This is a genomic window from Nonomuraea sp. NPDC049684, from assembly GCF_044465345.1.
Classification (GTDB): domain Bacteria; phylum Actinomycetota; class Actinomycetes; order Streptosporangiales; family Streptosporangiaceae; genus Nonomuraea.
This window is the reverse complement of sequence record NZ_JBITLO010000008.1, coordinates 190,263-213,202: the sequence shown is the minus strand read 5'-3', so window position 1 is coordinate 213,202 and position 22,940 is coordinate 190,263. Positions and strand designations below refer to the sequence as shown.

The window sequence follows — 22,940 nt, the reverse complement described above, 5'->3', positions numbered from 1 at the left end:
CCGGTCAGCCGCCGGAGACGTCCGACTCCGCCTCGTCCGGGACCACGCAGTCCCACGGGTCGTCGAGCCAGCCGTCAGGCAGTTGCACCTTCTGACGCTCGCCCGACTTGCCCCGGGGCGTGTCGGTGTTCGGCGGCCACGGCTGGTCGTGGTCGAGCTTGGCCAGCCCCTCCCGGAGCCCGTCGAGCGACTCGGCCGTGGCCAGCTCCCGCCGCAGGGCGCTGCCGACCTCGAACCCCTTGAGGTACCACCCGACGTGCTTGCGGAAGTCCGCGATCGCGTACCGCTCGGTGTCGAAGCACTCGGTGAGGCCGGCCGCGTGGCGCTCCATCGTCCCGGCCACCTCGCCGAGCGTCGGCCTGACCCGCTCGGGGCTGCCGTTGAACGCGTTCTCCAGGTCCTTGAACAGCCACGGACGCCCGAGGCAGCCGCGCCCGACCACGACGCCGTCGCAGCCGGTGGCCGCCACCATGCGCAACGCGTCGTCGGCCGACCAGATGTCGCCGTTGCCCAGCACCGGGATCTCCGGCACGGCCTCCTTCAGGCGCGCGATCGCCGCCCAGTCGGCCACGCCGCCGTAGTGCTGCTTCGCCGTGCGCGCGTGCAGGGCGATCGCCGCGACGCCCTCCTCGGCCGCGATGCGGCCGGCGTCGAGGTAGGTCAGGTGGTCGTCGTCGATGCCCTTGCGCATCTTCATCGTCACCGGCAGCGCCCCCGCGTTCGCCACCGCCGCCCGCAGGATCCGCCGCAGCAAGTTCCTCTTGTACGGCAGCGCCGACCCGCCCCCGCGCCTGGTCACCTTGGGCACCGGGCAGCCGAAGTTGAGATCGACGTGATCGGCGAGGTCCTCCTCGGCGATCATCCTGACCGCCCGCCCGACGATGTCGGGGTCGACGCCGTAGAGCTGCAGGCTCCTGGGCCGCTCCGACTCGGCGAACCTGATCATCCGGAGCGTCTTGGGATTGCGCTCGACCAGCGCCCGCGTGGTGATCATCTCGCACACGAACAGCCCGGCGCCCTGCTCCCGGCACAGCACCCGGAACGGCGCGTTCGTGATGCCCGCCATGGGCGCCAGCACCACGGGCGGCCATGCCCCAATCGGCCCAATCTTCACTCCGTCAGTTGTAGCGCAGCTCAGGCCGGAAGCGGTATTCGCCTATAGGCTGTGGACGGCATCACCAGGGAGGGATCGATGCTTCTTCGCGTGCGCGTGGCGCTGCCCGACCGTCCGGGGTCTCTGGCCCAGGTCACCAAGGCCCTGGGCACGGCGGGGGCCGACATCACCCAGGTCACCGTCCTCGACCGGGGGGCCGGCTCGGCGGTCGACGACATCACCGTCTTCTGCCCCGAGAGCACCCCGCGGGAGGTGCTGGTCAAGAGCCTGGAGAGCGTCGACGACGTCCGGGTGGAGGGCATCTGGACCACCCGCGAGACCGCCGGCACCTACCCCGAGCTGGAGATACTCAAGTACATCACCACGGCCGGCGACCGCGCGCTGACCACGCTCGTCGACTCGCTGCCGGTGCTGTTCAGCGCCGACTGGGCCGCCACCGCCGCCGACCACGGCGTGGTCTACGCGAGCTGGCGCGCCCCGCAGGGCCTGACCGTCCCCAGCCCGGCCCCGCCGCGCCCGGCGGCCCTCACGCTCGACGGCGGCGTGCACGCCATCCACGCCCCGCTCCCGCCGCTCGCCCTGACCCTGCTGCTGGCCCGCTCCGAGGGCCCGGCCTTCCACCGCATCGAGGTCCACCGGCTCACCCGGATCCTGGAGATCTTCCTGAGCCTGCCGGCCACCGAACGCGGCGTCGCCTGCCGGCTCCGCAAGTAGCGGGAAGCATCTGGTCGGAAAAGGCGCTAGAGTTAGGCACGCAACAGCGCGGAAGTGGCTCAGTGGTAGAGCATCACCTTGCCAAGGTGAGGGTCGCGGGTTCGAATCCCGTCTTCCGCTCGGAGTGGTTCGACTCGGTGGAGTGGCCGAGAGGCGAGGCAGCGGCCTGCAAAGCCGTCCACACGGGTTCAAATCCCGTCTCCACCTCCAAGGACGATTAGCTCAGCGGGAGAGCGCTTCCCTGACACGGAAGAGGTCACTGGTTCAATCCCAGTATCGTCCACCACACTCCAAGGCCAGCCCGGAACGACAGGGCTGGCCTTTCTGCTGTCCAGGCCCCGAACACCGGTCCGGCACGCGGACAGGCCCGCCCCCCGAGCGTGCGGTGCCGGCCCACTCAAGATCCAGCCTGCCGCCCTCACAGTGTCGGGCTCCGTCCGGACGGCCGACGCCGGGCCGCCGGCGACGCCACGGGCCGGGTGGCTGACGTGCGCGGAGTGGCGGGCCCGCCTCCCGCAGCGGCGGGGGTGTGCGCCGGGCCGGGGGGATGGTCGCCATGGGCGGGAGAAGAATCGTGGTCATGGACATCGAACGTGCGCGTACCGCCCTCGACGCCGCCTATCGGGAGTTCACGGCTGCTGTGAAGGAGACCGATCTGCTGAACCCCACCCGGTGTGCCGGTTGGGCGGGGGTGGATCTGCTGTTTCACGTGCTGTGCGACGCCCAGCGAGCCCTCGTCGCGTTCGCCACCCCCGCCGACGGGCCGCCCGACGTCGACCACGTCACCTACTGGAGCTCCTTCCAGCCCGTCCCGGACGCCTCCGAGGGCGCCGGGGGCGGCGCGGACGCCCACGCCTGGTGGGTGCGCAGGTCCGCCTCCGCCTTCACCCGGCCCTCCGGGGTGCTGCGGGTGTGGGAGGACACCGCCCCGGCCGCCGTTCGGGCGGCGCTCGCGGCCGACCCGGCGGGGCACGTCGCCACGCAGGGCCACGTGATCGCCGTGCCCGACTTCCTGGCCACGCTGGCGACCGAGGCCGCCGTCCACCACCTCGACCTGCGGGCCGCGCGGCCGCCCGCCCGGGAGGCGCTGGAACTGGCGGGCGAGACGCTCGACGGGCTGCTCGGCGCGGACCGCCCGTCCCAGCTGGATCTGACCACGTACGTGCTGGAGGCCACCGGACGGGTCCCGTCGGCCGACGACCGCTTCCCGCTGCTGGGCTGACCGCCGAGGGGCCCAGGAGGTCCGTGCTCTCGTCGTGATCATCCTGCGGCAGGATCTCGGCTCGTGAAGAAGACGATGATCACCGCCCTGGCGGCCTGCGCCTGCGTGCTGACGGCGACCGCGCCCGCCCAGGCGGCCCCCAAGGACCCCGTACGCGCCCTCAAGGCCAAGCTCGCCGCCGGGCACGGCGTGCGGTTCACCGAGACGACCATGCTCTCGGGCCCGAACAAGGGCAAGATCCAGAGCCGCAAGGGCACCTTCCAGTTCAACGCCAAGGGAGTGGCCGCCTCCGACATCACCGCCACCCCCGTGGGCCGGCCCCGCGAGCGCACGATCAGCATCGGCAACGTCAGCTACACCTCCGGCGGCATGTGGGCCGACCGCATGCCGGAGGGCAAGTCGTGGCTCAAGAGCAAGGCCCTGCTCGGCGGCGGCAGCGGCTTCCACGGGCAGGTGATCAACCCCGCCGAGCCGACCACGCTGGCGGCGCTGGTCAGGAAGGGCCGGCTGCGCGGGAGCACGCTCACCGGGAAGATCACCTTCAAGGAGCTGGAGAAGGCGTCGCGCTGGTTCGGGGCCTCGATCCCGCTACGCATGCACGACGACACGAAGGTCTCGTACACGCTCACGCTGAACTCCGCCGGGCTGGTGAGCCGGGTGCGGTCGTCGTACGCGGCCACGGGGATCTTCGACACCAACCAGTTCGAGGGCGGCACGATCACCATCGACAGCCGCTTCACCGGGTGGGGCGCCAAGGTGTCCATCAAGGCGCCCGACTCCGACGCGGTGACCACCGACACCGGCGAGTGAGCGCCCCTCCCGGGGCGCCCGGCCGCGCCTGAGGGGTCAGGCGTCGTCCGGGTGCATGCGGAAGTCGTAGCGTCCGGGCAGCGGGTCGGCGGTCAGGCGCGACCACGTCTCGTGCAGGACGGCCTCGCCCTCCCGCAGGTCCTCGACGTCGAAGCCGGCGTCGAACAGCGCGCGGGCGCCGTCCCGGTCCCCGGCGGCGAGCAGGGCGCGGGCGCGGAGCAGGACGGCCCGGCCGGTCTCGGGCAGCGTGTCCAGGACGGCCAGGCACTCGGCGGCCCGGCCGGCCTCCAGCAGCGCGACGGCGGCCTCCGACGCCAGGGGCTTCCGGAGCGGGTGTGCCGCCTGGCCGAGGGCTGCGAGGTACAGGTCGGCCCGCTCGTCCGGGTCTGTGGTGGTGTGGGCCAGGCAGCGGGTTGCCCAGGGGTTCGGGCGCAGCTCGGCGGAGCGCCGCCACGCGCGTACGGCCCCCTCGCGGTCCCCCGCGTGCCAGGCGGCCACGCCCAGGTGGTAGGCCGTCACCCAGGTCTCCGGCGCCCCCTCCAGCAGCCGCCGCCACGGCCCGGACACCAGGCTGTGCCCGGGATCCGCGCCGGGAGAGGGCTCAGGAAGGGGGAAGGCGCCGGTGGCGAGGAGGGTCAGCCAGGGCGACTGGTCGGGGCCGAGGGTGGAGCCGGGGAACGGGGTGCCGGGCGTGGCGACGCCGGCGCGCGACACCTCAAGGGCCCCCCAGCCGGACCCCTCCGCCAGGATCCGGACGGGCTCCTGGTCGGCGTGCGGCCGCCACTTGCGCCAGGCGGCCGAAACCTCCTCGGCCGGCAGCCGGGCCGCCAGCTCCTCCTCGGCCGCCCGCACCGCCGCCGTCCAGTCCGCGCCGTGCACGGCCGCGGGGCCGGCGCGCAGCGGCCCGTACGCCTCCAGCCAGGAGAACTCGCCCCCGCCGGGCAGCGGCACGTGTTCGAGCTGGGTACGGGCCAGCCCCGCCTGGATCTCCAGGTAGCCGCCGGTGCCGGGCTCGGTGAGCCAGTCCTGCCAGCGGCGCCCGCCCGGCCCGCGTCCCCACAGGAAGAGCTTGCGCCCGCGCAGCGACCGGGTGGAGGTGTGCACGAGGCCCGCGCCGGAGCCGTCGAGCGCGGCGATCCACGGACGGCGGTCGCCGAGCTCGAAGAAGTAGTCGGCGGCGTGGCCGGCGCGGGCCGGGTAGCTGCGGTCCAGGCCGTCCCAGACCGGGATCGGGACCTGTTCGAGCCGCCCGGCGTAGCCGAAGTGCCAGGCCGTGCCGGCCGGGGCGAGCACGCGCGTCCGCCCGGTCTCGGGGACGGCGATGTTCGACCACCAGTACGCCGGCACCTCGTGCGCGTGCGGGTTGCGCATGCGCACGCCCACGTACAGGAAGTCCGACCCGCGCGGCAGCCAGAAGTCGACCTGGTACGGCAGGTCCCGGGTGCGTTCCCACTCCCACACCCGCAGCATCGGCGTGCCGTCGGGCCCCTCGGCCTCCCCGGCGAACACCGGGCGGCAGGTCAGCGTGGTGTGCCCGGTCGAGCCGGAGTTCCATTCCACGCCGCCGGAGAACCAGGCGCCGGTCAGCCCGAAGTTCGCCGGTTGCAGCACCGGGTTCCGGTAGAGCAGCTCGCCGTGGTCGCGGTGGACCAGCGAGTACAGCCGTCCGCCCCAGCCGGGCAGCACGGTCGCGGTCAGCCGGTCGTTGGCGAGCTGGATCGCCTCGACCCGGCGGGGCCGGCGCGCCCGGTCGTAGCCGTCCTGGACGCGGCAGGGCAGCACGGAGGCGAGCCTGCCGTAGGAGAGCTGGAAGGCCATGTCGGGCGGCGCGCCGGCGACCGTGGCCGCGGGCCCGGCGGCCGCGGCGAGGGGCGGCAGCGGGTTGTCCGGGCCGGGCAGGGCGACCGGCAGAGTGATCGTGGTGCGGCGGACGGTCGTCGTCATTTCCCCATCCCCAAGGTGATGCCTTCGGTGACGCGGCGTCCCACCCAGGCGAACAGGACCACCATGGGCAGCACGACCACGCAGACGCCGGCGAACATACCGCCCCAGTTGGTGCCGGTGTACTGCTGCTGCTGGGCGAAGCCGATCAGCGCCACCGGCAGCGTCTCCTTCTCGTCGTCCTGCATCAGCACCAGGGCGAGCATGGTCTCGTTCCAGGAGACGATGAGCTGCAGCACGAACACGGTGACCAGCCCCGGCCGGGCGACCGGCACCACGATGCGCAGGAACGTCCGCCACACCCCGGCGCCGTCCAGCGCGGCGGCCTCCTCCAGCTCGCCGGGCAGCGACCGGAAGAAGCCGGTCAGCAGGAAGACGGTGAACGGCATGGCCGTGCCGACGTAGGCCAGGGTGAGGCCGGTCAGGGTGGAGGTGAGCTCCAGGCTGCTCAGCATGAGGAAGATCGGCAGCAGGACGACCTGCGTGGGCACGCCGGTCCCGAGCGCGAACAGCAGCGTCAGCGGCCGTCCCGCGCGGTTGGCCGTCCGGGTCAGCGCGTACGCGGCCGGGGCGGCGACCGCCACGGCCAGCACCGACGACAGCACGCCCACGACCGCGCTGTTGACCGCGGCCCGGCCGAAGTTCCCGACCTCCAGCGCGGTCAGGTAGTTGTCCAGCGTCGGCGGGATCGGCAGCCGCCAGGGATGGTCGAACACGTCGCGGGTGCTCTTCAGCGACGTGCTCAGCACCCACGCCAGCAGCGCCACGTCGGCGGCGACGACCGCCCAGACGGCTGCCTTCAAGGGCGCCCTCACGGGCGCGAGCCTCGTCGGTCTCATGGTCGGCCCCCTTTCAGAACCGGACGGCTTCACGGTCGAGCGCCCGCCGCAGCAGGAGCACCACGGCCGCCGCGATCAGCAGGCTGAACAGCGCGCTGGCGGCGGTCATCCCCAGCTCGGGCGGCGAGCCGGAGCCGCCGTACGTGGCCGCGTAGCTGTAGAGGGCGACGGTCCAGGTGCTGCTCGGCGGCGTGCCCGCGGTGCCGCCGCCGAACACCAGCACCAGCTCGAACACCTTGATCGAGCTGATGGTCCACAACAGCGCGCAGACGCTGAGCACGTCCCAGGTCAGCGGGATCGTGACGTGCCGCAGCCGCTGCCAGGACGTGGCCCCGAGCAGCGCGCAGTCCTCGTAGAAGGAGGCGGGGATGCGGTCGACGGCGGCCATGATGATCGTGGTGTAGTACCCGACGGCCGCCCAGATCGCCACGATCATGATGAGCGTGAACGTGTTGTCCACGGCCAGCCACTTGGGCGGGTCGCTCACCCCGAACACGCTTCTCAGCACGGTGTTGACCAGCCCGTCGGGGTTGAACAGGAAACCCGCCACGATGGCCGGCACCAGCGCGCTGACGATGTTGGGGAAGAACAGGACGTTGCGCGCGACCAGCCGCCCGCGCATCTCCCTGAGCACCATCGTGAGCGCGAACCCGGCGGCGAACGTCACGCCGCCGCCGACGACCAGCAGCTTCAGGGTGTTGAGCAGCGCGGTGTGGAAGACCGGGTCGCCCAGCAGGCGGGCGTAGTTGCGCAGGCCGACGAAGCGCGAGTCGCCGTACCCGGCGGTCTGCTGGAGGCTGATCCACACCGCGTAGCAGGCCGGGCCGAGGACGAAGACGGCCAGCAGCGCCAGGGCCGGCCCGACCATGGGGACGAAGGCGCGCTGCCGGGCCCGTACGGCAGGTCCGGGCCGCATCCCGGGTTCGGCCGCCATCAGCTGCCCTGGTTCTTCCAGAAACCGGCCTGGACCGCGCTGATCTTGTCCACGAACCCCTGCGCGGTGAGCCTGCCGTTGAACAGCTCGCCCACCGCCGGGTAGTAGACCTTGTCGGTCCAGCCCGGCACGCTGAGCCCGGCCGCGAACGGGAAGGTCTCGGGCACGCTGTCGAGCTGCCGCTTCACCCCGGCCAGCGCCTCGGGCACGAACGCGTCGGCCCGCGGCGAGAGCACGGAGGCCGTCCTGGCCAGGTCGTCGGCGAACTCCTTGGTCGTCAGGTAGGCGATGAACCGCTCGCCGGCCTCGACGTTCCTGGCCTTGGCGGGCATCGCGAAGCCGAACTGCACGACCTCCTCGCCCTTGGCCGGGCCGCCGACCTCGGGGAAGGGCATGGAGGCGGGCCTGAACCCGGCCCTGGCGTACGAGCCGACCTCGCCGGGCAGCCAGGAGCCCATGATCATGAACGCGGCCCGGCCCTGGGCCCAGTTCTTCTGCTGCTCGGGGTATTTGCTGGCGTCGTACCCCTTGAGCAGGTAGCCCTCCTTGGCGAACCGCTCGATCTGCCGGGCGGCGGCCAGCACCTCGGGCTTCTTCCACGACTGCCCGGTGCGGTCCTCGGCGATGGCCTTGAGGCCGTCCGCGCCGATCGTCCGGTAGAGGTAGTAGTTCATCCAGTACGAGTCGGACCAGTACTGTTCGCCGTCGGCGGTGAGCGGGGCCGTCCGGCCGCCGTCCTTGAGCCTGCCGAGCAGCGCCAGGAACGCGGTCCAGTCCTTCGGCGGCGCCTCGGTGAGGGTGGCGGCGTCGTAGAACAGGCCGATGCCGGCCACGCTGTAGGGCACCATGTACGGCTGGCCGTCCGGCAGCCGCAACGCCGGGCTCCGCGAGTACTTGGCCGGGATGACGTCCTTGACCTTCTTGCCCGTCTCGCCGGGCACGTCGGCCTCGTACACCCTGGCCAGTCCCCGGGCCACGCCCGGGGTCACCATGAACGGCCGGATCGTGTCGTCGGACTGGTCGACCACGTCCGGCACCTTCGACGTGGTGAGCGCGGCGGGCAGCTTCTGCTTGACCACGTCGCGGCCGGCCCACTCGACCTTGACCTTGACGCCGGTGGCCCGGGTGAAGCGGGTGATCGCGGCCGCCAGGGCCACCTGCTGGGGTTCGCCCTGCTTCCACATCGACCAGTAGACGAGCTCCTGGCCGGCCGCGTCCTGGGCGCCGCCGCAGGCGGTGACCAGGCCGAGGGCCAGCGCGCCGGCGGCCAGCCCGGCGAACGTCCGGCGGAGGGGGAGGGATCGGGATGAGCTCATCGAGCGGCACCGCCTGTCCTGTGAGATTCGGGGGGTGGCCCGGCGGGGCCCCGGACGGGGCCCCGCCGGAGGATGGTCAGCCGACGGTCCAGCGCTGCAGCGCCGAGCCGGTGTCGGCCTGCTGGGTGACGAGCGCGCCGTCGGCGGTGGAGGCCGTGGTGAGCAGCAGCCCGCTCTTCTGCGAGGCGATCCGGTAGCCGCCCGCGGGGGCGGGGGTGACCTGCCAGCGCTGGTTCGCGGCGCCGGTGCACGTCCACTGGATCACCTTGGCGCCGGCGGCGGTCGAGCCGCCGCTGACGTCCGCGCAGAGCTTGGACAGGCCGTTGGCGAGCTGGTAGGAGCCGTCCGGCTGGCGGGTGAGGACCCAGCGCTGGTTGGCGCCGGAGTTGGGGGTCCAGGTGATCAGCGGGGTGCCCGGGGTGGTGGAGTGGTCGGGGTCGTCCAGGGCCTTGCCGGCGGCGGTCAGGGTGTGGGTGCCGCTCAGGTCGCCGCCCGAGGCGCCGGTGTCGGTCAGCGTCAGGGTCTGCTCGGCGGCCGTGCGGCGACCGCCCACCGTCCCGCCGGAGGTGTCGCTCCAGTGGCGTACGGGGGTGGTCTCGGCCGGTCGGGACGCCTCCGCCGTCAGGGCGAGCGCGAGGCCGCTGTAGCGGTTGACCAGCCGGTGGCCGCTCCCCGCCGGCACTGCGAACCACTGCTGGCCCGCGGTGGGCCCGCCCGCGCCGGGCGCGGTGACGACCGGCTTGGCCCCCCAGGCGCGGCCGGCCGTCGTGGCCGCGTCCACGCCGAGCAGCCCGCCGGTCGAGGCGTTGGCGATGCGGTAGGAGCCGTCGCCGTTGGAGGTGAACGTCCAGCTCTCCAGGGGCGAGCCGGTCGGGGCGGCGGCGGAGGTGGTCGCCGGGCCGCCGGAGACCTGGGCCAGGACGCGGCCCGCCCCGGTGCCGATCCGGTAGGTCCTGGCCGGGTCCGCGGGGGCGGGGGCGGGCTCGGTGGAGGTGACGGTGAGGTTGGCGTACTCGCCGCTGGAGGTCGCGCACTCGATCGAGCAGTACGAGCGGAACGTCCTGCCGACGACGGCCGAGCCGGTCCTGCTGACGTCGTCGAGGAACCAGCGGTACCAGGAGCCGGAGACGTAGCTCCCGGTGTCGCCGATCAGGCGCCACCGCTGGGTCGACAGGTCGTCGGTGACGTAGAGACGCTGCGGCTGACGGCCGGAGACGACCTCCGGCTCGCCGAGGTAGAGGCCGAGGTGGGCGTCGTAGGCGATGTTCATGATGAACAGGTCGGACTTCGGCGGCAGCTCCCCGGCGGCGATCTGCTGGTCGACCGTGCCGGTGTTGGCGGGGTCGTAGTCGTCGCCCACGGGCGTGTAGCCCCGGGGGTTCGCGGCGGTGACCGGGACCATGTTGCTCTCCTTGCCGCCCACGCCGGGCTGCGACCAGGAGCCGTCGTACCACTTGGTCCACGAGCCGGTCGCCATCTTGGCCGACATCGGCGCCCGCGCCACGTGCGCCAGGCCGCCGTTGCCGCCGCCCACGCCGCCCTTCGGGATGATCCGCGAGCCGTAGTAGACGTAGAAGTAGCCCGAGACCGGGTCGGCGAACAGGCGCGGGTCGCCGTCGCCGTAGTCGTAGGTCTGGTTGGGGAAGGCCGCGCCGTCGTTGCGCTTCGTGCTGTACGGCGAGGTGATCGCGTGGCCGAGGATGGTCCACACCCGGCCCTGGTTGCGGGAGACGGCGTAGTCGAGCGAGTCGTAGTGCAGGCCGTCGCCGAAGGGCTGGGGGGTGAACTCGTTGTGCACCAGGCCGTACCAGTCGCCGGTGTCGGGGTCCACCCAGACGCCGACCAGGTCGCAGTAGTTCTTGTGGGCGTACCCCGAGCCCGCGCCGGCGGGGGTCGCCTCGAGGCCGGTCGGGCTGTTGTCGCAGCGCCAGGTCGTGTCGTTGTTGCGGTCGGCGGAGTTGGCCGGGTTGACGGCGTCGCTGATCGCGGCCGAGCGGGTGGCGGTCTCGAAGTTCGCGCCGGTGAAGAAGTCCCAGTAGCGGGGGTCGTTGGCGCCGTAGAGGGCGGCCGACTGCTGGAAGTAGAAGGTGCCGTCCTTGTCGATGTAGGTGGCCGCCGGGGTGTCGGTGGGGTGGGCGTAGCGGCCGGTGGAGCCGACGGTGATCGTGTAGGTGGCGTCGGGCGGTGCGGCCGAGGCGGCCGGGGCGGTCAGGGAGCCGCCCAGGACCAGCGTCAGGGCCGCGGCGGCGGCGGTGAGCACGTTGCGATGGGGGGACACGGGTGCTCCTTTCTGTCGGGCCCGCCACATCTGGCGGGCCCTGGGGGGAACCAGAGCCGGAACCGCGTGGCCGGACCATATGCCAGATTTGACCGCTCAAACAAGGCCCGATTTTCCGTTCTTGCTCTCTTGTCCGGTCAAACGGCACGTAATGCGCACGATGGTTGACGAGATCCTCTCCCGGCGGCTACGTTTCGGGGCGACGTCATTGGACCGGTCAAACCCCCCTTGGAGGCCGCGTGGTCACGATGCAGGACGTGGCCGAGCGGGCCGGGGTCACCAAGCAGACGGTCTCCAACGTGGTCACCGGCCGCGTACGCGTCCGCCCCGAGACCGAGGCCAGGGTGCGCGCGGCCATCGCCGAGCTCGGCTACACCCCCAACCTGGTCGCCCGCTCCCTGGCCACCGGCACCACCATGACCGTCGGCCTGTTCGTGCCGACGGTGGCCAGCTCGTTCTACTCGGCCGTGGTCGAGGAGGCGGAGAACGTCCTGGAGGAGCACGGCTACCACCTGCTGCTGTGCACCACCCGCCTCGACGGCGAGCGGGCCCGCCGGCACATCACCGGCCTGACCAGCCGCTCGGTCGACGCCCTGCTGATCGCCGGCGACAACGGCCTCACCGAGCACCTGCCGCTCCTGGCCGACGCGCGCTTCCCCGTGGCGCTGTGCGCGTGGGAGAGCGAGATGCCCGACACCCTGCCCGTCGTCACGATCGACTACGAGCAGGCCGGATACCTGGCCGGGCGGCATCTGCGCGAGCTGGGCCACGAGCGGGTCGCGGTGCTGAGCAGCGCGCCGCACGCGCTGCGCGTGCGGGGGTTCCGGCGCGCGTTCGCCCGCGACGGCCTCGACGTGCCCGCCGCGGCCGTCTTCACCGCGCCGGAGCCGACGGCGATGGGCGGCTTCACCGCCGCCACCGCGGCCCTGACCGCCGACCCCGGCGTGACCGCGGTGTTCTGCACCCACGACATCCTCGCGCTGGGCGCGCTGGAGGCGGCCCGGCTGGGCGGGCGCTCGGTGCCCGGCGACCTGTCGGTGGTCGGCCACGACGACATCGACGAGGTACGGGTGACGCACCCCGCCCTCACCACGGTCGCCGTCCCGAGCAGGGAGATGACCAGGCAGGCCATCGAGCTGCTGCTGCGTTCCCTGGACGAGGGCCGCCCGCCGGTCAACTCCCTGCAGTTGCTGCGCTCGACGCTGATCGTCCGGGCCAGCAGCGGCCCCGCCTGACCTCCCGCGGCGCGGCGTACGCGGCCAGGGCGCGGCGCAGCCAGCGTCCGCAGCCCGGGGCGCTCCAGCCCGCCGCCGCCCCGACGGCGATCCCGGCCAGCACGTCGCCCGGGTAGTGGGCGCCCACGTACACGCGGGAGGCGGCCACCGCGGCCGCGAGCAGCGTGACCGAGGTGGCCACCGGCAGCGGCGCGTCCCTGGCGACCGCCACCGCGAAGGCGACCGCGGACGCGCTGTGCCCCGACGGCAGCGACGAGGACGCCGGCACCCGGCGGCGCCGGATCACCGGGATGAGGTCCGCGATCGGGCGCGGCCTGCGGATCGCCTGCTTGACGACCATGCTGGTCAGCGGGCTGGCCAGCGAGATCGCCAGCAGCCCGCGCACGCCCGCCCGCTGCAGTCGTGGCCGCCCGGTCATCATCAGCAGCCCCGCCACCAGCCCCCACAGGACCGAGTTGTCGGCCGCCGACGACAGATGCGGCAGCAGGGCGTCGAGCACGGGCAGGTCGGAGCGCGCGACCCGGTCGAAGGCCCGTTTGTCCCAGGCGTCGAAACGTTCGAGCAGCATCATCCAGCCGATCACCTCCGCGACGGCCCTACACCTGCCCGCCGATCACGCCGATCATGCCCGGGACGGCCTGGCTCCCGTGCTCTCCCTGACCACCAGCTCGGGCTCCACCAGCCGCCGCGGCTCGGGCTCGTGCCCGGCCATGAAGTCGAGCAGCAGGTGGAAGGCGTGCCTGCCGACCTCGCCGAAATCCTGGCGCACGGTGGTCAGCGGCGGCCAGAAGTAGGCCGACTCGGGGATGTCGTCGAACCCGGCCACGCTGACGTCCTCGGGCACCCGGCGACCGGCCTCGCGCAGCGCGCGCAGCACGCCGAGCGCCATCTGGTCGTTGGCCACGAACACGGCGGTGACGTCGGGGTTCTCGCAGAGGCGGCGGCCGAGCTGGTAGCCCGAGCGGGCGCTCCAGTCGCCGCGCAGCACCTCGGGCACCTCCCGGCCGGCCGCCTCCAGCACGCCGCGCCAGCCCTCGATGCGGCCGTTGGCGTCGAGCCAGTCGGCCGGGCCGGCGACGTGCCAGACCGTCTCGTGGCCCAGGCTGAGCAGGTGGCGGGTGACCCGCCGGGCGCCCGCCTGCTGGTCGACCTTGGCCACCGGCACCGGGATGTCGTCGCCGGCGTCGACGGCCACCACCGGCATCTCCGGCGGCAGGTGGCGCAGGCCGTCGGCGGCCGACTCGTGCGGCGCCACGATGATCACGCCGTCGACCGCCTGGGCGCGCAGCCGCTGCACGCCCTCCTCCATCGACCTGCGGCTGAGCGAGGGCAGGCTGGCGATGCTGACGTTGTAGCCGGCCCGCCTGGCCGCCTGCTCGATGCAGTAGAGCGTGGAGGCCGGGCCGTAGAGGGTGGTGTCGATGCTGACCACGCCGAGCACCCCGGACCTGCCGGTGACGAGCTGGCGGGCGGCCTGGTTGGGCCGGTAGTCGAGCTCGCGCACCGCGGCCATGACGCGGGCCCTGGTCTCCGCGCGGACCCGGTCGGGCGCGTTGAGCACGCGCGAGACGGTCATGGCCGAGACGCCGGCGAGCACGGCCACGTCCATGAGCACCGCCGGCCTGTCGCCCTTCGCTTTCACCGCCGCTCACCTCCTGTCAGCGGTAACGCTAACAGGCCCGGGGCCGTCCCGCGCGACCGTGCGGCGGCCGCCAACGGCCCCCGCGAACCCGCGGCACGCCTGGTCGACGGCCTGACGCTGCCAGGTAACTGCCAGGAACGGTAGGTAGTCTGCCTCGCCATGAACTGGCAGCGGCACGTCAACAAGGCGCTGGTCAGGTTCACCGGATTCCAGATCGAGCGAGTCGGGAACGCGCCCTCTCCCCCGCCCGCTCCCGAGATCAGACCGCCCGCGGATCCGCTAACCGACCGGCTGCTCGAATCCCCCGTCTTCCTCCTGTCCCCCGTACGGTCCGGCTCCACGCTCCTGCGCGCGATCCTCAACGCCCACCCGGACCTGCACGCCCCCCACGAGCTGCACGTACGCCGGCTGCGGGTGCAGTTCGGCACTCCGCTGGCGGCCAAGGCGATGGCCGCGCTCGGGCACAACCAGGCCGACCTGGAACATCTGCTGTGGGACCGGGTGCTGCACCGCGAGCTGGTCCGCAGCGGCAAGCGGTACGTCGTGGACAAGACCCCCGCCAACGCCTTCGCCCACCAGCGCATCGCCGCCTGCTGGCCGGACGCCCGCTTCGTCTTCCTGCTGCGCCACCCCGCCTCCATCGCCACGTCCTGGCACGAGGCCAGCCCGGACCGGCGCACCCCCGAGGAGGCCGCCCTCGACGCCCTGCGGTACATGAAGGCCGTGCAGAAGGCCAGGGCCGCGCTGCCGGGGCTGACCGTCAGGTACGAGGAGCTGAGCGCCGAGCCCGAGCGCGTCACCCGCGAGATCTGCGCGTTCCTGGGCCTGGAGTGGGAGCCGCGGATGCTCTCCTACGGCCGGCAGCAGGTGCTGGAGAAGGGGCTCGGCGACTGGCGGGACAAGATCAGGACCGGGACCGTCCAGCCCGCCCGCGAGCTGCCCGCCCCCGACCAGATCCCCGAACCCCTCAAGCCCATCGCCCGGACCTGGGGGTACCTCGCGTGAAGATCCGCTACCTGATGCTGCACGCCTACGGCATGGGCGGCACGATCCGCACGGTGGTCAACCAGGCGAACGCGATGACCGCCGCCGGGCACGACGTCGAGCTGGTCAGCCTGGTGCGGCGGCGCGATACCCCGCAGTTCGCGATCGACCCCCGCGTCACCGTCACCACGCTGGTGGACCAGCGCGGGGGCAGGCAGCCCGACTCCGTCGGCCGCAAGGCGTGGCGGCGGATCCGCGGCAAGATCGTGCCGCGCGGCGAGTTCGCCGCCGATTACTTCACCGAGCGGGTGGAACGCGCCGCGATGGACTACGTCTCCGGCCTGTCCGGCGGCGTCCTGGTGACGACCAGGCCCGCGCTGAACCTGATCTCCGCCCGCCGCACGCCCGCCGACGTCGTCAGGATCGCGCAGGAGCACATGAACCTGTCGGCCTACCCCGACACGATCCGCAGGGAGATCGCCCGCCACTACGGCAGGTTCGCCGCGGTCACCGTGCTGACCCGGACCAACAAGCTCGAATACCAGCGCCTGCTGCCGGACACGCCGGTGGTGGTGATCCCGAACGCCGTCCACCGGGTGGAGCAGGAACGCTCCCGGCAGGTGAATCCGGTGGTGGTGGCGGCCGGGCGGCTGGTGCCGCAGAAGGGGTTCGACCTGCTCATCGAGGCGTTCGCGCAGGTCGTGCGGGTGCATCCGGAGTGGCGGCTGCGCGTCTTCGGCACCGGGCCGCGCCGCAGCCAGCTCGCCGGGCTGATCGCCCGGCACGGGCTGGCCGAGCACGTGACGCTGCCCGGCCGTACCGAGCGACTGGAGAAGGAGCTGGCCGAGGCGTCGGTGTACGCGCTCAGCTCCCGCTTCGAGGGCCTGCCCATGGTGATGATCGAGGCCATGACGCACGCGCTGCCCGTGGTCGCCTTCGACTGCCCGACCGGGCCGCGGGACGTGCTGACCGACGGCGTGGACGGCGTCCTGGTGCCGCCCAGGGACGTGGACGCGCTGGCCGCGGCGCTGATCCGGGTGATCGGCGACCGGGAGCTGCGGGTGCGGATGGGCGAGGCGGCGGCGGCGACGTCGCGGGCGTACGGGCCGGAGGTCGTGATGCCGATGTGGGAGGAGCTGTTCTCCGGGCTGACGCGGGGGCAACGGGTGGCGGACAACCTCTGGACGGGCCGCTGAGGGGCGCGGCACGGAAAGATCTACCTGGTGGATCCTCCGGCCCCGGCGGGGTTTCTAACGATTCGGTCACAGATTTTGCCTCAAATCGTCAAACGCACGCCAAACCGGGCGGCAGCCTGGGATGCATGCGTAACCGGAAAGCTCGACTCACCGCGTTCGCAGGCGCCTTCGCCCTGGTCACGGGGCTGGGCGTGCCCGCGTACGCGCAGACCGCGACCCCGTCCGCCGCTACTCCGTCCGCCGCGGCCCCCTCCCTCCTCGCCGCCTCCGCCGCCGACGCCGGGGCCCCCGCCGTGTACGGCCGGGCCGCCTACCTGATGGACGCCCGGTCCGGCGCCGCCCTGTTCGGCAAGGCCGCCGACACCCGCATGCCGATCGCCAGCCTCACCAAGACCATGACGGCGTACGTCGTCCTGCAGTCGGCCAAGCCCACGGACATGGTGGAGATCGCCCCCCAGGACGCGCGGTACGCCGAGGACGGCGGCGGCACCACCGCCGACCTGCGGCCCGGCGACCGGCTGCCGGTGGGTGAGCTGCTCTACGCGCTCATGCTGCCCTCGGGCGCCGACGCCGCTCACGCGCTGGCCCGTACGTACGGGCCCGGCGTTCCGGGGTTCGTCGACAAGATGAACGCCACCGCCCGCTCGCTCGGCATGAACGACACCCGGTACGTCAACGCCGACGGGCTGCCCACGCCGGCGGGCGACGGCTGGTCCACCGCCCGCGACCAGGCGGTGCTGGCCGCCAAGGCCCTCCAGGTGCCGCTGATCGAAGGCGTGGCCGGGACCCGGTACCACGAGGTCGCCGCGACCGGGGAGCACGGCGCGTACGGCTGGCGCAACACCAACCGCCTGCTCGCCGAGCCCGGGGTGATCGGGTTGAAGACGGGGTTCACCCGCGCGGCGGGATACAGCCTGGCCTTCGCCGGGGAGCGGGACGGGCAGCGGCTGGTGGGCGTGATCCTGGGCGAGTCGGTCTCCAGCCGCCGCTTCGACACCGCCCAGGCCCTCCTCTCCTGGGCCCCCGCCCGCACCGCCGCCTGACGCCGTCCCACCGCACCACCGCGCGGCCCCTCCCCCACCCGCACTGCCTTCAGATCCCTCCCCGTCCCCCCGCCACATGACAGGCGGCGTCTCCTGGGGCGCCTGGCATGTCCGCATGATGGACGCTCGTGATCTCTTGGGTTAGTTTGCCCGGCATGAACGTTCGCATCGCGATGAGCGTGCTGTCCGCGGCGCTCGTGCTCGCCGCCCCGCTCCCCGCCCACGCCGCCACCCCCGGCGGCCCCGGCGGCCCCGGCGCGGGCCTCGGCTGGGAGCTGAAGGAGACTGGCGTGACCGCCCGCTTCCGCGGCCTCGCGCCCGTGAGCAGGGACGTCGTGTGGGCCGCCGGCACCGGCGGAACCGTCCTGCGCACCGTGGACGGCGGCCGCACCTGGCAGAACGTCTCCCCGCCCGGCGCCGAGTCCCTCCAGTTCCGCGACGTGGAGGCGTTCGACGCCCGCCACGCCCTCGTCCTGTCGATCGGCACGGGCACGGACGGCCGCGTCTACCGCACCGAGGACGGCGGCCGCACCTGGACCGAGTCCTTCAGGAACGACGAGCCGACCGCCTTCTACGACTGCATGGCCTTCTTCGACCGCCGCCACGGCCTGGCCATGAGCGACCCGGTGGACGGCAGGTTCCGCCTCCTGGCCACCGAGGACGGCGGCCGTAGCTGGCAGGTGCTCCCGTCCACCGGCATGCCGGACGCGCTGCCCGGCGAGGCCGGTTTCGCGGCGAGCGGCCAGTGCCTGGTGACCGCGGGCGGACGCGACGCCTGGATCGCCACCGGCGGCGGCGAGCGGTCACGCGTGTTCCGTTCGGCCGACCGCGGGCGTACGTGGACCGTCTCCGACACCCCGATCCCGGCCGCCGACCCGGCGAAGGGCGTCTTCGCGCTGGCCTTCCGCGACCGGCACCGCGGGATCGCGGTCGGCGGCGACTACCAGCCCGGCCTCCCCTCCCCGAACGCCGCCGCGGTCACCAGGGACGGCGGCGCCACCTGGCGCACCGCCACGACCCCGCCGCCCGCGTACCGCTCGGGGGTCACGTGGCTGCCGCACCTGCCGTTCGCGGCCATCGCCGTCGGTCCCACGGGCAGCGACGTGACGTACTCCGGCGGGGCCCGCTGGGAGACCTTCGACGGCGGCTCGTTCGACACGGTCTCGTGCACCCCGGACCTGTCCTGCTGGGCCTCCGGCGAGCAGGGCCGCATAGCCCGTCTCCGCCTCCGCTAGCTCGCGCCGCACAGGGGACGCAAGGGGCACGGCGGGCCTGCGGGGCCTGCCGTGCATGGCGGGCATGGCGGGCATGGCGGGAACGCGGGCGCGGCGGGCGCGGCGGGTCAGCGGACGCCGCGCGGCCTGAACTGGATGCTGATGCGCGGCCCCGCGGGCCGGGCGGTCTTGGGGATGGCGTGCTCCCACGTCCGCTGGCAGCTTCCGCCCATGACGATGAGGTCGCCGTGCCCGAGGTCGCGGCGGATCGAGGGGCCGCCGCCGCGCGGGCGCAGCAGGAGCGGACGCGGGCTGCCCACCGAGACGATCGCGACCATGATGTCCTCGCTGCTGCCCCGCCCGACGGTGTCGCCGTGCCAGGCCACGCTGTCGCGGCCGTCGCGGTAGAAGCACAGGCCCGCGGTGCGGAAGGGCTCGCCCAGCTCCTCGCCGTAGTGGGCGTCGAGCGCCGCTCTGGCCTGGTCGAGGACGGGGTCGGGCAGCGTCTCGCCCTCGTCGTAGAACTTGAGCAGGCGCGGGACGTCGAGGACGCGGTCGTACATCCGGCGGCGCTCGGCACGCCACGGCACCGTCTCGGCCAGCCGCGCGAACAGCGTGTCGGCCCCCGTCAGCCAGCCGGGCCGCAGGTCGATCCAGGCTCCGTGATCGAGGTACGTCCGGCGGACCGTGGCGCCCAGCCGCCCGACGCCGAGCTCCTCGTCGAGACCCAGCAGAGATGCTTGGAACGCGGCTTTCATGAGACCGAGTCTATGCCATTGTTCAAACACACATTCGACTCGGGCGGCTGACCGACTTGGGATGCGGGCTGGCGCGGCTCGGGGTGCGGGCTGGCGCGGCTCGGGGTGCGGGCTGGCGCGGCTCGGGGTGCGGGCTGGCGCGGCTCGGGGTGCGGGCTGGCGCGGCTCGGGGTGCGGGAAGGCGCCCGGCTCCGGACGCCGGCTGGCCAGCTTGGCGGGCGGGAAAGTGCCCGGCCTGTGCGGTACGCAGTCCGTACAGGCCGGGCGGGTCGCCGTCGGCGGGCGCGGGACCCGCGCGGGACGATCACCCGACCCCTTCCCCGCCCTGGCCGGCTCTTAACACGGATCCTGTAACGTCTTGCTGATGTTGAGGCGTTACATGATCGGTGTGGTCGCGGCCCGGACCGGCGACGAGATGTCCGGACCCGCCCTCCTGGTAGCCGGGCTCGCCGCCACCGGCTCTCCACTGCTCGGGGCATCGCTGCTGGCCGGGCTGACCGTCTCGGCGGCCGTCGGCGGGCCGCTGCTCGGCGTCCTGCTGGACCGCGCCCGCCGTCCGGGCCGGTTGCTGGCGTGCTGCCTGCTCGGGTACGCGTCCGGCCTGCTGCTGGTGGCGGCCGGCGTCGGACGGGTGCCCGGACCGGCGCTGGTGGCACTGGCCGTGGTGACCGGCCTGGCGGGCCCCGCCCTGACCGGCGGCTGGACGGGACAACTCCCCCTGGTCTCCGGGCCCGACCAGGGACGGTTGGCACGGGCCACCGCGCTCGACGCCATGACGTACAACATCGCGGGGCTGGCCGGTCCGGCAGCGGTCGGCGTGATCGCGGCAGCGGCAGGCGGGACGGCGGCGGTCCTCATCTCCGTAGCCCTCCTCCTCATCGCCCTCCCCACAGCCTGGACCCTCCCCACCCGCCACCCCCACAACAAACCCACCCACAACCAGCCCCACCCCCTGCCCACCCCCACCCACCCCACGAGCGACCGGCCCGCACGCAACCGGCCGATCGGCCACGACCTGCCCACAGGAGACGAGCCGATCGGCGAGCCGGGGCGCTTCGGCCGCTTCGCCTCGCCGGTACGGGCTGCGGGAGCGGTTACGCGGGAGATGGCGGCCGGGGTTCGGGCGGTGCTCGGGAACCGGGTGCTGGGGCGGGCCACCGTCGGGTCGATGGTCTCGTGCGCCGGGGCGGGCATGTTCGTGGTGTCGGCGCCGGTGCTGGGGCTGGAGCTCACGGGCGACAGCAGCCGCGGCACGCTGCTGCTGGCCGTCACGGCGGCGGCCGGCCTGGCCGCGAACGGTCTCCTGGCCTGGCGCGGCGGCCCCCGTCGCCGGAACCGGACGCCTGCGTGGGACACAACCCTGGCCTGGTCCACCGCGCTGGTCGGCGTGGGCATGGCGTTGGCCGCCATGGCAGCAACAGCCACGACCGGAACGGCCGTAGCAGGGACGGCCTTTGCAGATACGGCCGTGACGGCAAATGCCCCTGCGGTAACACCCCCTGCGGAAACAGCCCCCGCGGGGACAGCTCTGGCACGGGACCCGGCGGGAACGACGCCGACGCAAACAACGTCGGCAGGGACGGGCCTGGCGGGAACGGCCCTGGTGGGGACGGCGGCGGCGTACTGGATCGCGGTGGTCGCGGCGGGGCTGGTGGGCGTGGGCGAGGGGCCGCAGCTGACGGCGCTGTTCGCGGTGCGGCAACGCGAGGCCCCCGCCAAGCTGCGCAGTCAGGTGTTCACGACCGGCGCCAGCCTCAAGATCACCTCGTTCGCCGTCGGATCGGCGCTGGCGGGCCCACTGAGCGCCCACTCGGCCGCCGCCGCCCTGCTGACCGGCGCGGCCTTACAGGCCGTGGCCGTCTGCATCCTCCGCCGCCGCCGCCGCAGTCAGCAGGCGTGAGCAGGAGGCGCAGGCCCCAGCACGCGATGGCGGCCCCACCCGGGCAGCCATGAGGCGAGCGCCCGGAGCCCGTGCAGGGTCGGCCCGATGGGCGTGCGCGATGGCCGTACCAAGTGGGCGTGACCAGCGCGCGTGCGCGATGGCCGTACCAAGTGGGCGTACCCGGCGGGCGTGCGCGAGGGTCAGGGGGTTGTGTGGGGGCGGGCGCGGTGGGCGGCGACGCGGGCGCGGGTGGCGCAGCGGGTGCCGCAGTAGCGGCGGGGGCTGCCGCCGCCCAGGTCGAGGTACGGCCGTCCGCACCCCGCGGCCGCGCACAACCCGCCCGGAACGCGCTGATGGTCGGCGACCAGCACGGCCAGGGCCATCGCCGACGAGGCCAGGAACCACTCGGCCCACGGCGCGTCGTCGCCGCTGTCGACGTGCAGGTGCCAGGACGTCGTGCCCCGGTGGCTGGTCAGCCGGGGCGGCCGGGCGGTGTCGGCGAGCAGGCGGTTGAGCAGGCCGGCCGCCTCCCCGGCGTCGCGCGCGCCCAGCACGTCGCGCAGCCGGGCCGCCGCCGCGCGCATCGCGGTCACGTCGGAGTCGTCGAGGCTCAGGTCGCCGTGTTCGCCGTGGCGGCGCAGGACGTCCGTCACCGAGGCGGGCGTCGGCTCTTCGTGCAGCAGCGCCACGCACAGCTCGACGGCTCTGGCAGCCATCGCCCTGGTCGAGTGAACCTCCACGCGGCAAGCGTATCCACGGCGAGGCCCCCCTGCCCCGCCGCGGACCATCCCGCACCGCGGACCGCGCCCCCGCCGCAGAGCGCGCCCCGCCGTGCCGGGGCTCAGCCGCCGCAGGCGGCGAAGATGAAGCTGTCCTTGAGGACGGTGTACAGGTCCCTGACCCGTACGGCGCCCGTCCCGGTGTCCACCTGGACGATGGTCATCCTGGACGAGCCGGACACCAGGTGCAGCGTGACCTGCGTGTCGCCGGTCCAGTCGATCATGTTGAGCTCGCCGTCCGGCAGTTTGATCTTCCTGCGGCCGGTGACCTCGTCGGTGGCGAGGTCGTAGGTGAGCAGCTCGGTCTTCCGGCCGCGGATCACGACCGCCGCCGTGTGCCCGTCGCCGGCCAGGGCCTGCGGGCCGTTGGCGGCCACCACCTGCGGCGGCGTGACGCGTACGAGGTGCTCGCCCGTCTGGTCGCGCACGACCAGGTCGGTGACGGAGTCGTCGGACTCGATCGAGGACAGCACCTCGTCGCCGTCGCCGCTGAACCCGAGGAGGGTCTCGTCGGCGGGCACGGTGCCGAGCAGCGCGCCGGTCGCGGTGTCGAAGATCTTCGTGGCGGCGGGCCGCTCGCTCTGGACGACGACGGCCAGCCGCGCGCCGTCGCCGGAGAGCTGCAGCGTCACCTCGTTCTGGGCGACCCGCGGCAGCGCGTCCTCGGGCAGCAGCGTGACACGGCCGCCAAGCGCGCGCACGGCCAGCCTCCCGGCCTTGGTGAGGTAGGCCACGCGCTGCCCGTCGCCGCTGACCGCGATGGGCGCCGGCGAGGTGACGGTGGACCGGCGCCTGGCGTCGAGCGCGACGACCTGGGCGTCGGGCAGCGTCCTGCGCCCGCCGTCGTGCATGACCAGCCGCCACTGCCCGCAGGGCCTGGACGTGCCGTCCTTGCCCGGGCAGCCCTTGACGGAGGCGTACCGGATGCTGTCGCGACTGTGGTGATGGCTGTGGTCGCGGTGCGGCGCGGCCTGGGCGGCGGCCGGCACGGCGGTGAGGGTGAGCAGGGCTGCGGTCAGCAAAGGGACGATTCTCACGA

At 73.6% G+C, this 22,940-nt stretch carries 20 protein-coding genes and 3 tRNA genes; 12 read left to right on the top strand and 11 right to left on the bottom strand.

The features are described from left to right. Window positions 1-4: 4 nt before the first annotated feature. Window positions 5-1,114, bottom strand: coding sequence for a tRNA dihydrouridine synthase DusB (gene dusB, locus ACIBST_RS25595; RefSeq protein ID WP_397175141.1), 1,110 nt, complete (start codon window positions 1,112-1,114; stop codon window positions 5-7). A 78-nt stretch (window positions 1,115-1,192) separates the two neighbouring features. Between dusB and ACIBST_RS25590 the strand changes: the two genes are divergently transcribed. The 6 genes from ACIBST_RS25590 to ACIBST_RS25565 all read left to right on the top strand — a co-directional run bounded on the left by ACIBST_RS25590 (window position 1,193) and on the right by ACIBST_RS25565 (window position 3,860). Beyond that, window positions 1,193-1,828: an ACT domain-containing protein gene (locus ACIBST_RS25590; protein ID WP_397175140.1), complete on the top strand. Its 636-nt coding sequence runs from the start codon at window positions 1,193-1,195 to the stop codon at window positions 1,826-1,828. A 48-nt stretch (window positions 1,829-1,876) separates the two neighbouring features. After that, a tRNA-Gly gene (locus tag ACIBST_RS25585) sits at window positions 1,877-1,948 on the top strand. Window positions 1,949-1,964: 16 nt separating this feature from the next. Then, a tRNA-Cys gene (locus ACIBST_RS25580) sits at window positions 1,965-2,038 on the top strand. A 1-nt stretch (window position 2,039) separates the two neighbouring features. Continuing rightward, window positions 2,040-2,114 (top strand) — tRNA-Val (locus ACIBST_RS25575). 294 nt (window positions 2,115-2,408) lie between these two features. Further along, window positions 2,409-3,050 (top strand): maleylpyruvate isomerase N-terminal domain-containing protein, encoded by a 642-nt coding sequence (locus ACIBST_RS25570; RefSeq protein ID WP_397175138.1) that lies wholly within the window; start codon window positions 2,409-2,411, stop codon window positions 3,048-3,050. Between the two features lie 63 nt (window positions 3,051-3,113). Next, the gene (locus tag ACIBST_RS25565; protein WP_397175136.1) at window positions 3,114-3,860 is read left to right on the top strand and encodes a hypothetical protein; all 747 of its coding nucleotides are present in this window, start codon (window positions 3,114-3,116) and stop codon (window positions 3,858-3,860) included. Window positions 3,861-3,896: 36 nt separating this feature from the next. Here ACIBST_RS25565 and ACIBST_RS25560 read toward each other — a convergent pair whose 3' ends face one another. The 5 genes from ACIBST_RS25560 to ACIBST_RS25540 all read right to left on the bottom strand — a co-directional run bounded on the left by ACIBST_RS25560 (window position 3,897) and on the right by ACIBST_RS25540 (window position 11,168). After that, on the bottom strand, window positions 3,897-5,804 hold the full coding sequence (locus tag ACIBST_RS25560) for a DUF5107 domain-containing protein (protein ID WP_397175135.1): 1,908 nt from the start codon (window positions 5,802-5,804) through the stop codon (window positions 3,897-3,899). Beyond that, window positions 5,801-6,616 (bottom strand): carbohydrate ABC transporter permease, encoded by an 816-nt coding sequence (locus ACIBST_RS25555; protein ID WP_397175133.1) that lies wholly within the window; start codon window positions 6,614-6,616, stop codon window positions 5,801-5,803. Before ACIBST_RS25555 ends, ACIBST_RS25560 begins: the two co-directional genes overlap by 4 nt. Before the next feature lie 37 nt (window positions 6,617-6,653). Next, window positions 6,654-7,574: a carbohydrate ABC transporter permease gene (locus tag ACIBST_RS25550; protein ID WP_397175132.1), complete on the bottom strand. Its 921-nt coding sequence runs from the start codon at window positions 7,572-7,574 to the stop codon at window positions 6,654-6,656. Further along, window positions 7,574-8,890 carry an ABC transporter substrate-binding protein gene (locus ACIBST_RS25545; RefSeq protein ID WP_397175131.1) on the bottom strand — a complete coding sequence of 439 codons (1,317 nt, stop codon included), beginning with the start codon at window positions 8,888-8,890 and terminating at the stop codon, window positions 7,574-7,576. The genes ACIBST_RS25550 and ACIBST_RS25545 overlap by 1 nt, the downstream gene beginning before the upstream one ends. Window positions 8,891-8,966: 76 nt before the next feature. Beyond that, window positions 8,967-11,168 (bottom strand): RICIN domain-containing protein, encoded by a 2,202-nt coding sequence (locus ACIBST_RS25540; protein WP_397175129.1) that lies wholly within the window; start codon window positions 11,166-11,168, stop codon window positions 8,967-8,969. Window positions 11,169-11,416: 248 nt separating this feature from the next. On the opposite strand from ACIBST_RS25540, the gene ACIBST_RS25535 reads away from it, so the two are divergent. Continuing rightward, window positions 11,417-12,403 (top strand): LacI family DNA-binding transcriptional regulator, encoded by a 987-nt coding sequence (locus tag ACIBST_RS25535; RefSeq protein WP_397175457.1) that lies wholly within the window; start codon window positions 11,417-11,419, stop codon window positions 12,401-12,403. Here the strand turns inward: ACIBST_RS25535 and ACIBST_RS25530 are convergent. Continuing rightward, window positions 12,342-12,986, bottom strand: a complete 645-nt coding sequence (locus ACIBST_RS25530) for a phosphatase PAP2 family protein (RefSeq protein WP_397175127.1) — start codon at window positions 12,984-12,986, stop codon at window positions 12,342-12,344. The genes ACIBST_RS25535 and ACIBST_RS25530 overlap by 62 nt on opposite strands. Window positions 12,987-13,025: 39 nt before the next feature. Beyond that, window positions 13,026-14,012: a LacI family DNA-binding transcriptional regulator gene (locus ACIBST_RS25525; protein ID WP_397175455.1), complete on the bottom strand. Its 987-nt coding sequence runs from the start codon at window positions 14,010-14,012 to the stop codon at window positions 13,026-13,028. A 192-nt stretch (window positions 14,013-14,204) separates the two neighbouring features. Here ACIBST_RS25525 and ACIBST_RS25520 point away from each other — a divergent pair, with 192 nt between their 5' ends. From ACIBST_RS25520 to ACIBST_RS25505, 4 genes are all read left to right on the top strand, one after another. Beyond that, entirely contained in the window at window positions 14,205-15,050 is an 846-nt protein-coding gene (locus tag ACIBST_RS25520; protein ID WP_397175126.1) for a sulfotransferase family protein, read from the top strand. Beyond that, window positions 15,047-16,225: a glycosyltransferase family 4 protein gene (locus tag ACIBST_RS25515; protein ID WP_397175124.1), complete on the top strand. Its 1,179-nt coding sequence runs from the start codon at window positions 15,047-15,049 to the stop codon at window positions 16,223-16,225. Before ACIBST_RS25520 ends, ACIBST_RS25515 begins: the two co-directional genes overlap by 4 nt. Before the next feature lie 125 nt (window positions 16,226-16,350). Next, window positions 16,351-17,268, top strand: a complete 918-nt coding sequence (locus tag ACIBST_RS25510) for a D-alanyl-D-alanine carboxypeptidase family protein (RefSeq protein ID WP_397175123.1) — start codon at window positions 16,351-16,353, stop codon at window positions 17,266-17,268. A gap of 155 nt (window positions 17,269-17,423) precedes the next feature. Next, on the top strand, window positions 17,424-18,503 hold the full coding sequence (locus tag ACIBST_RS25505; protein ID WP_397175121.1) for an oxidoreductase: 1,080 nt from the start codon (window positions 17,424-17,426) through the stop codon (window positions 18,501-18,503). A gap of 107 nt (window positions 18,504-18,610) precedes the next feature. On the opposite strand, the gene ACIBST_RS25500 is transcribed toward ACIBST_RS25505, so the two are convergent. Then, window positions 18,611-19,240, bottom strand: coding sequence for an alpha-ketoglutarate-dependent dioxygenase AlkB (locus ACIBST_RS25500; protein WP_397175120.1), 630 nt, complete (start codon window positions 19,238-19,240; stop codon window positions 18,611-18,613). Window positions 19,241-19,604: 364 nt separating this feature from the next. Here ACIBST_RS25500 and ACIBST_RS25495 point away from each other — a divergent pair, with 364 nt between their 5' ends. Then, window positions 19,605-21,140, top strand: a complete 1,536-nt coding sequence (locus ACIBST_RS25495; protein WP_397175118.1) for an MFS transporter — start codon at window positions 19,605-19,607, stop codon at window positions 21,138-21,140. Between the two features lie 182 nt (window positions 21,141-21,322). Here ACIBST_RS25495 and ACIBST_RS25490 read toward each other — a convergent pair whose 3' ends face one another. After that, entirely contained in the window at window positions 21,323-21,862 is a 540-nt protein-coding gene (locus tag ACIBST_RS25490) for a CGNR zinc finger domain-containing protein (protein WP_397175116.1), read from the bottom strand. A gap of 101 nt (window positions 21,863-21,963) precedes the next feature. Next, window positions 21,964-22,923 (bottom strand): hypothetical protein, encoded by a 960-nt coding sequence (locus tag ACIBST_RS25485; protein WP_397175115.1) that lies wholly within the window; start codon window positions 22,921-22,923, stop codon window positions 21,964-21,966. Window positions 22,924-22,940: the final 17 nt, after the last annotated feature.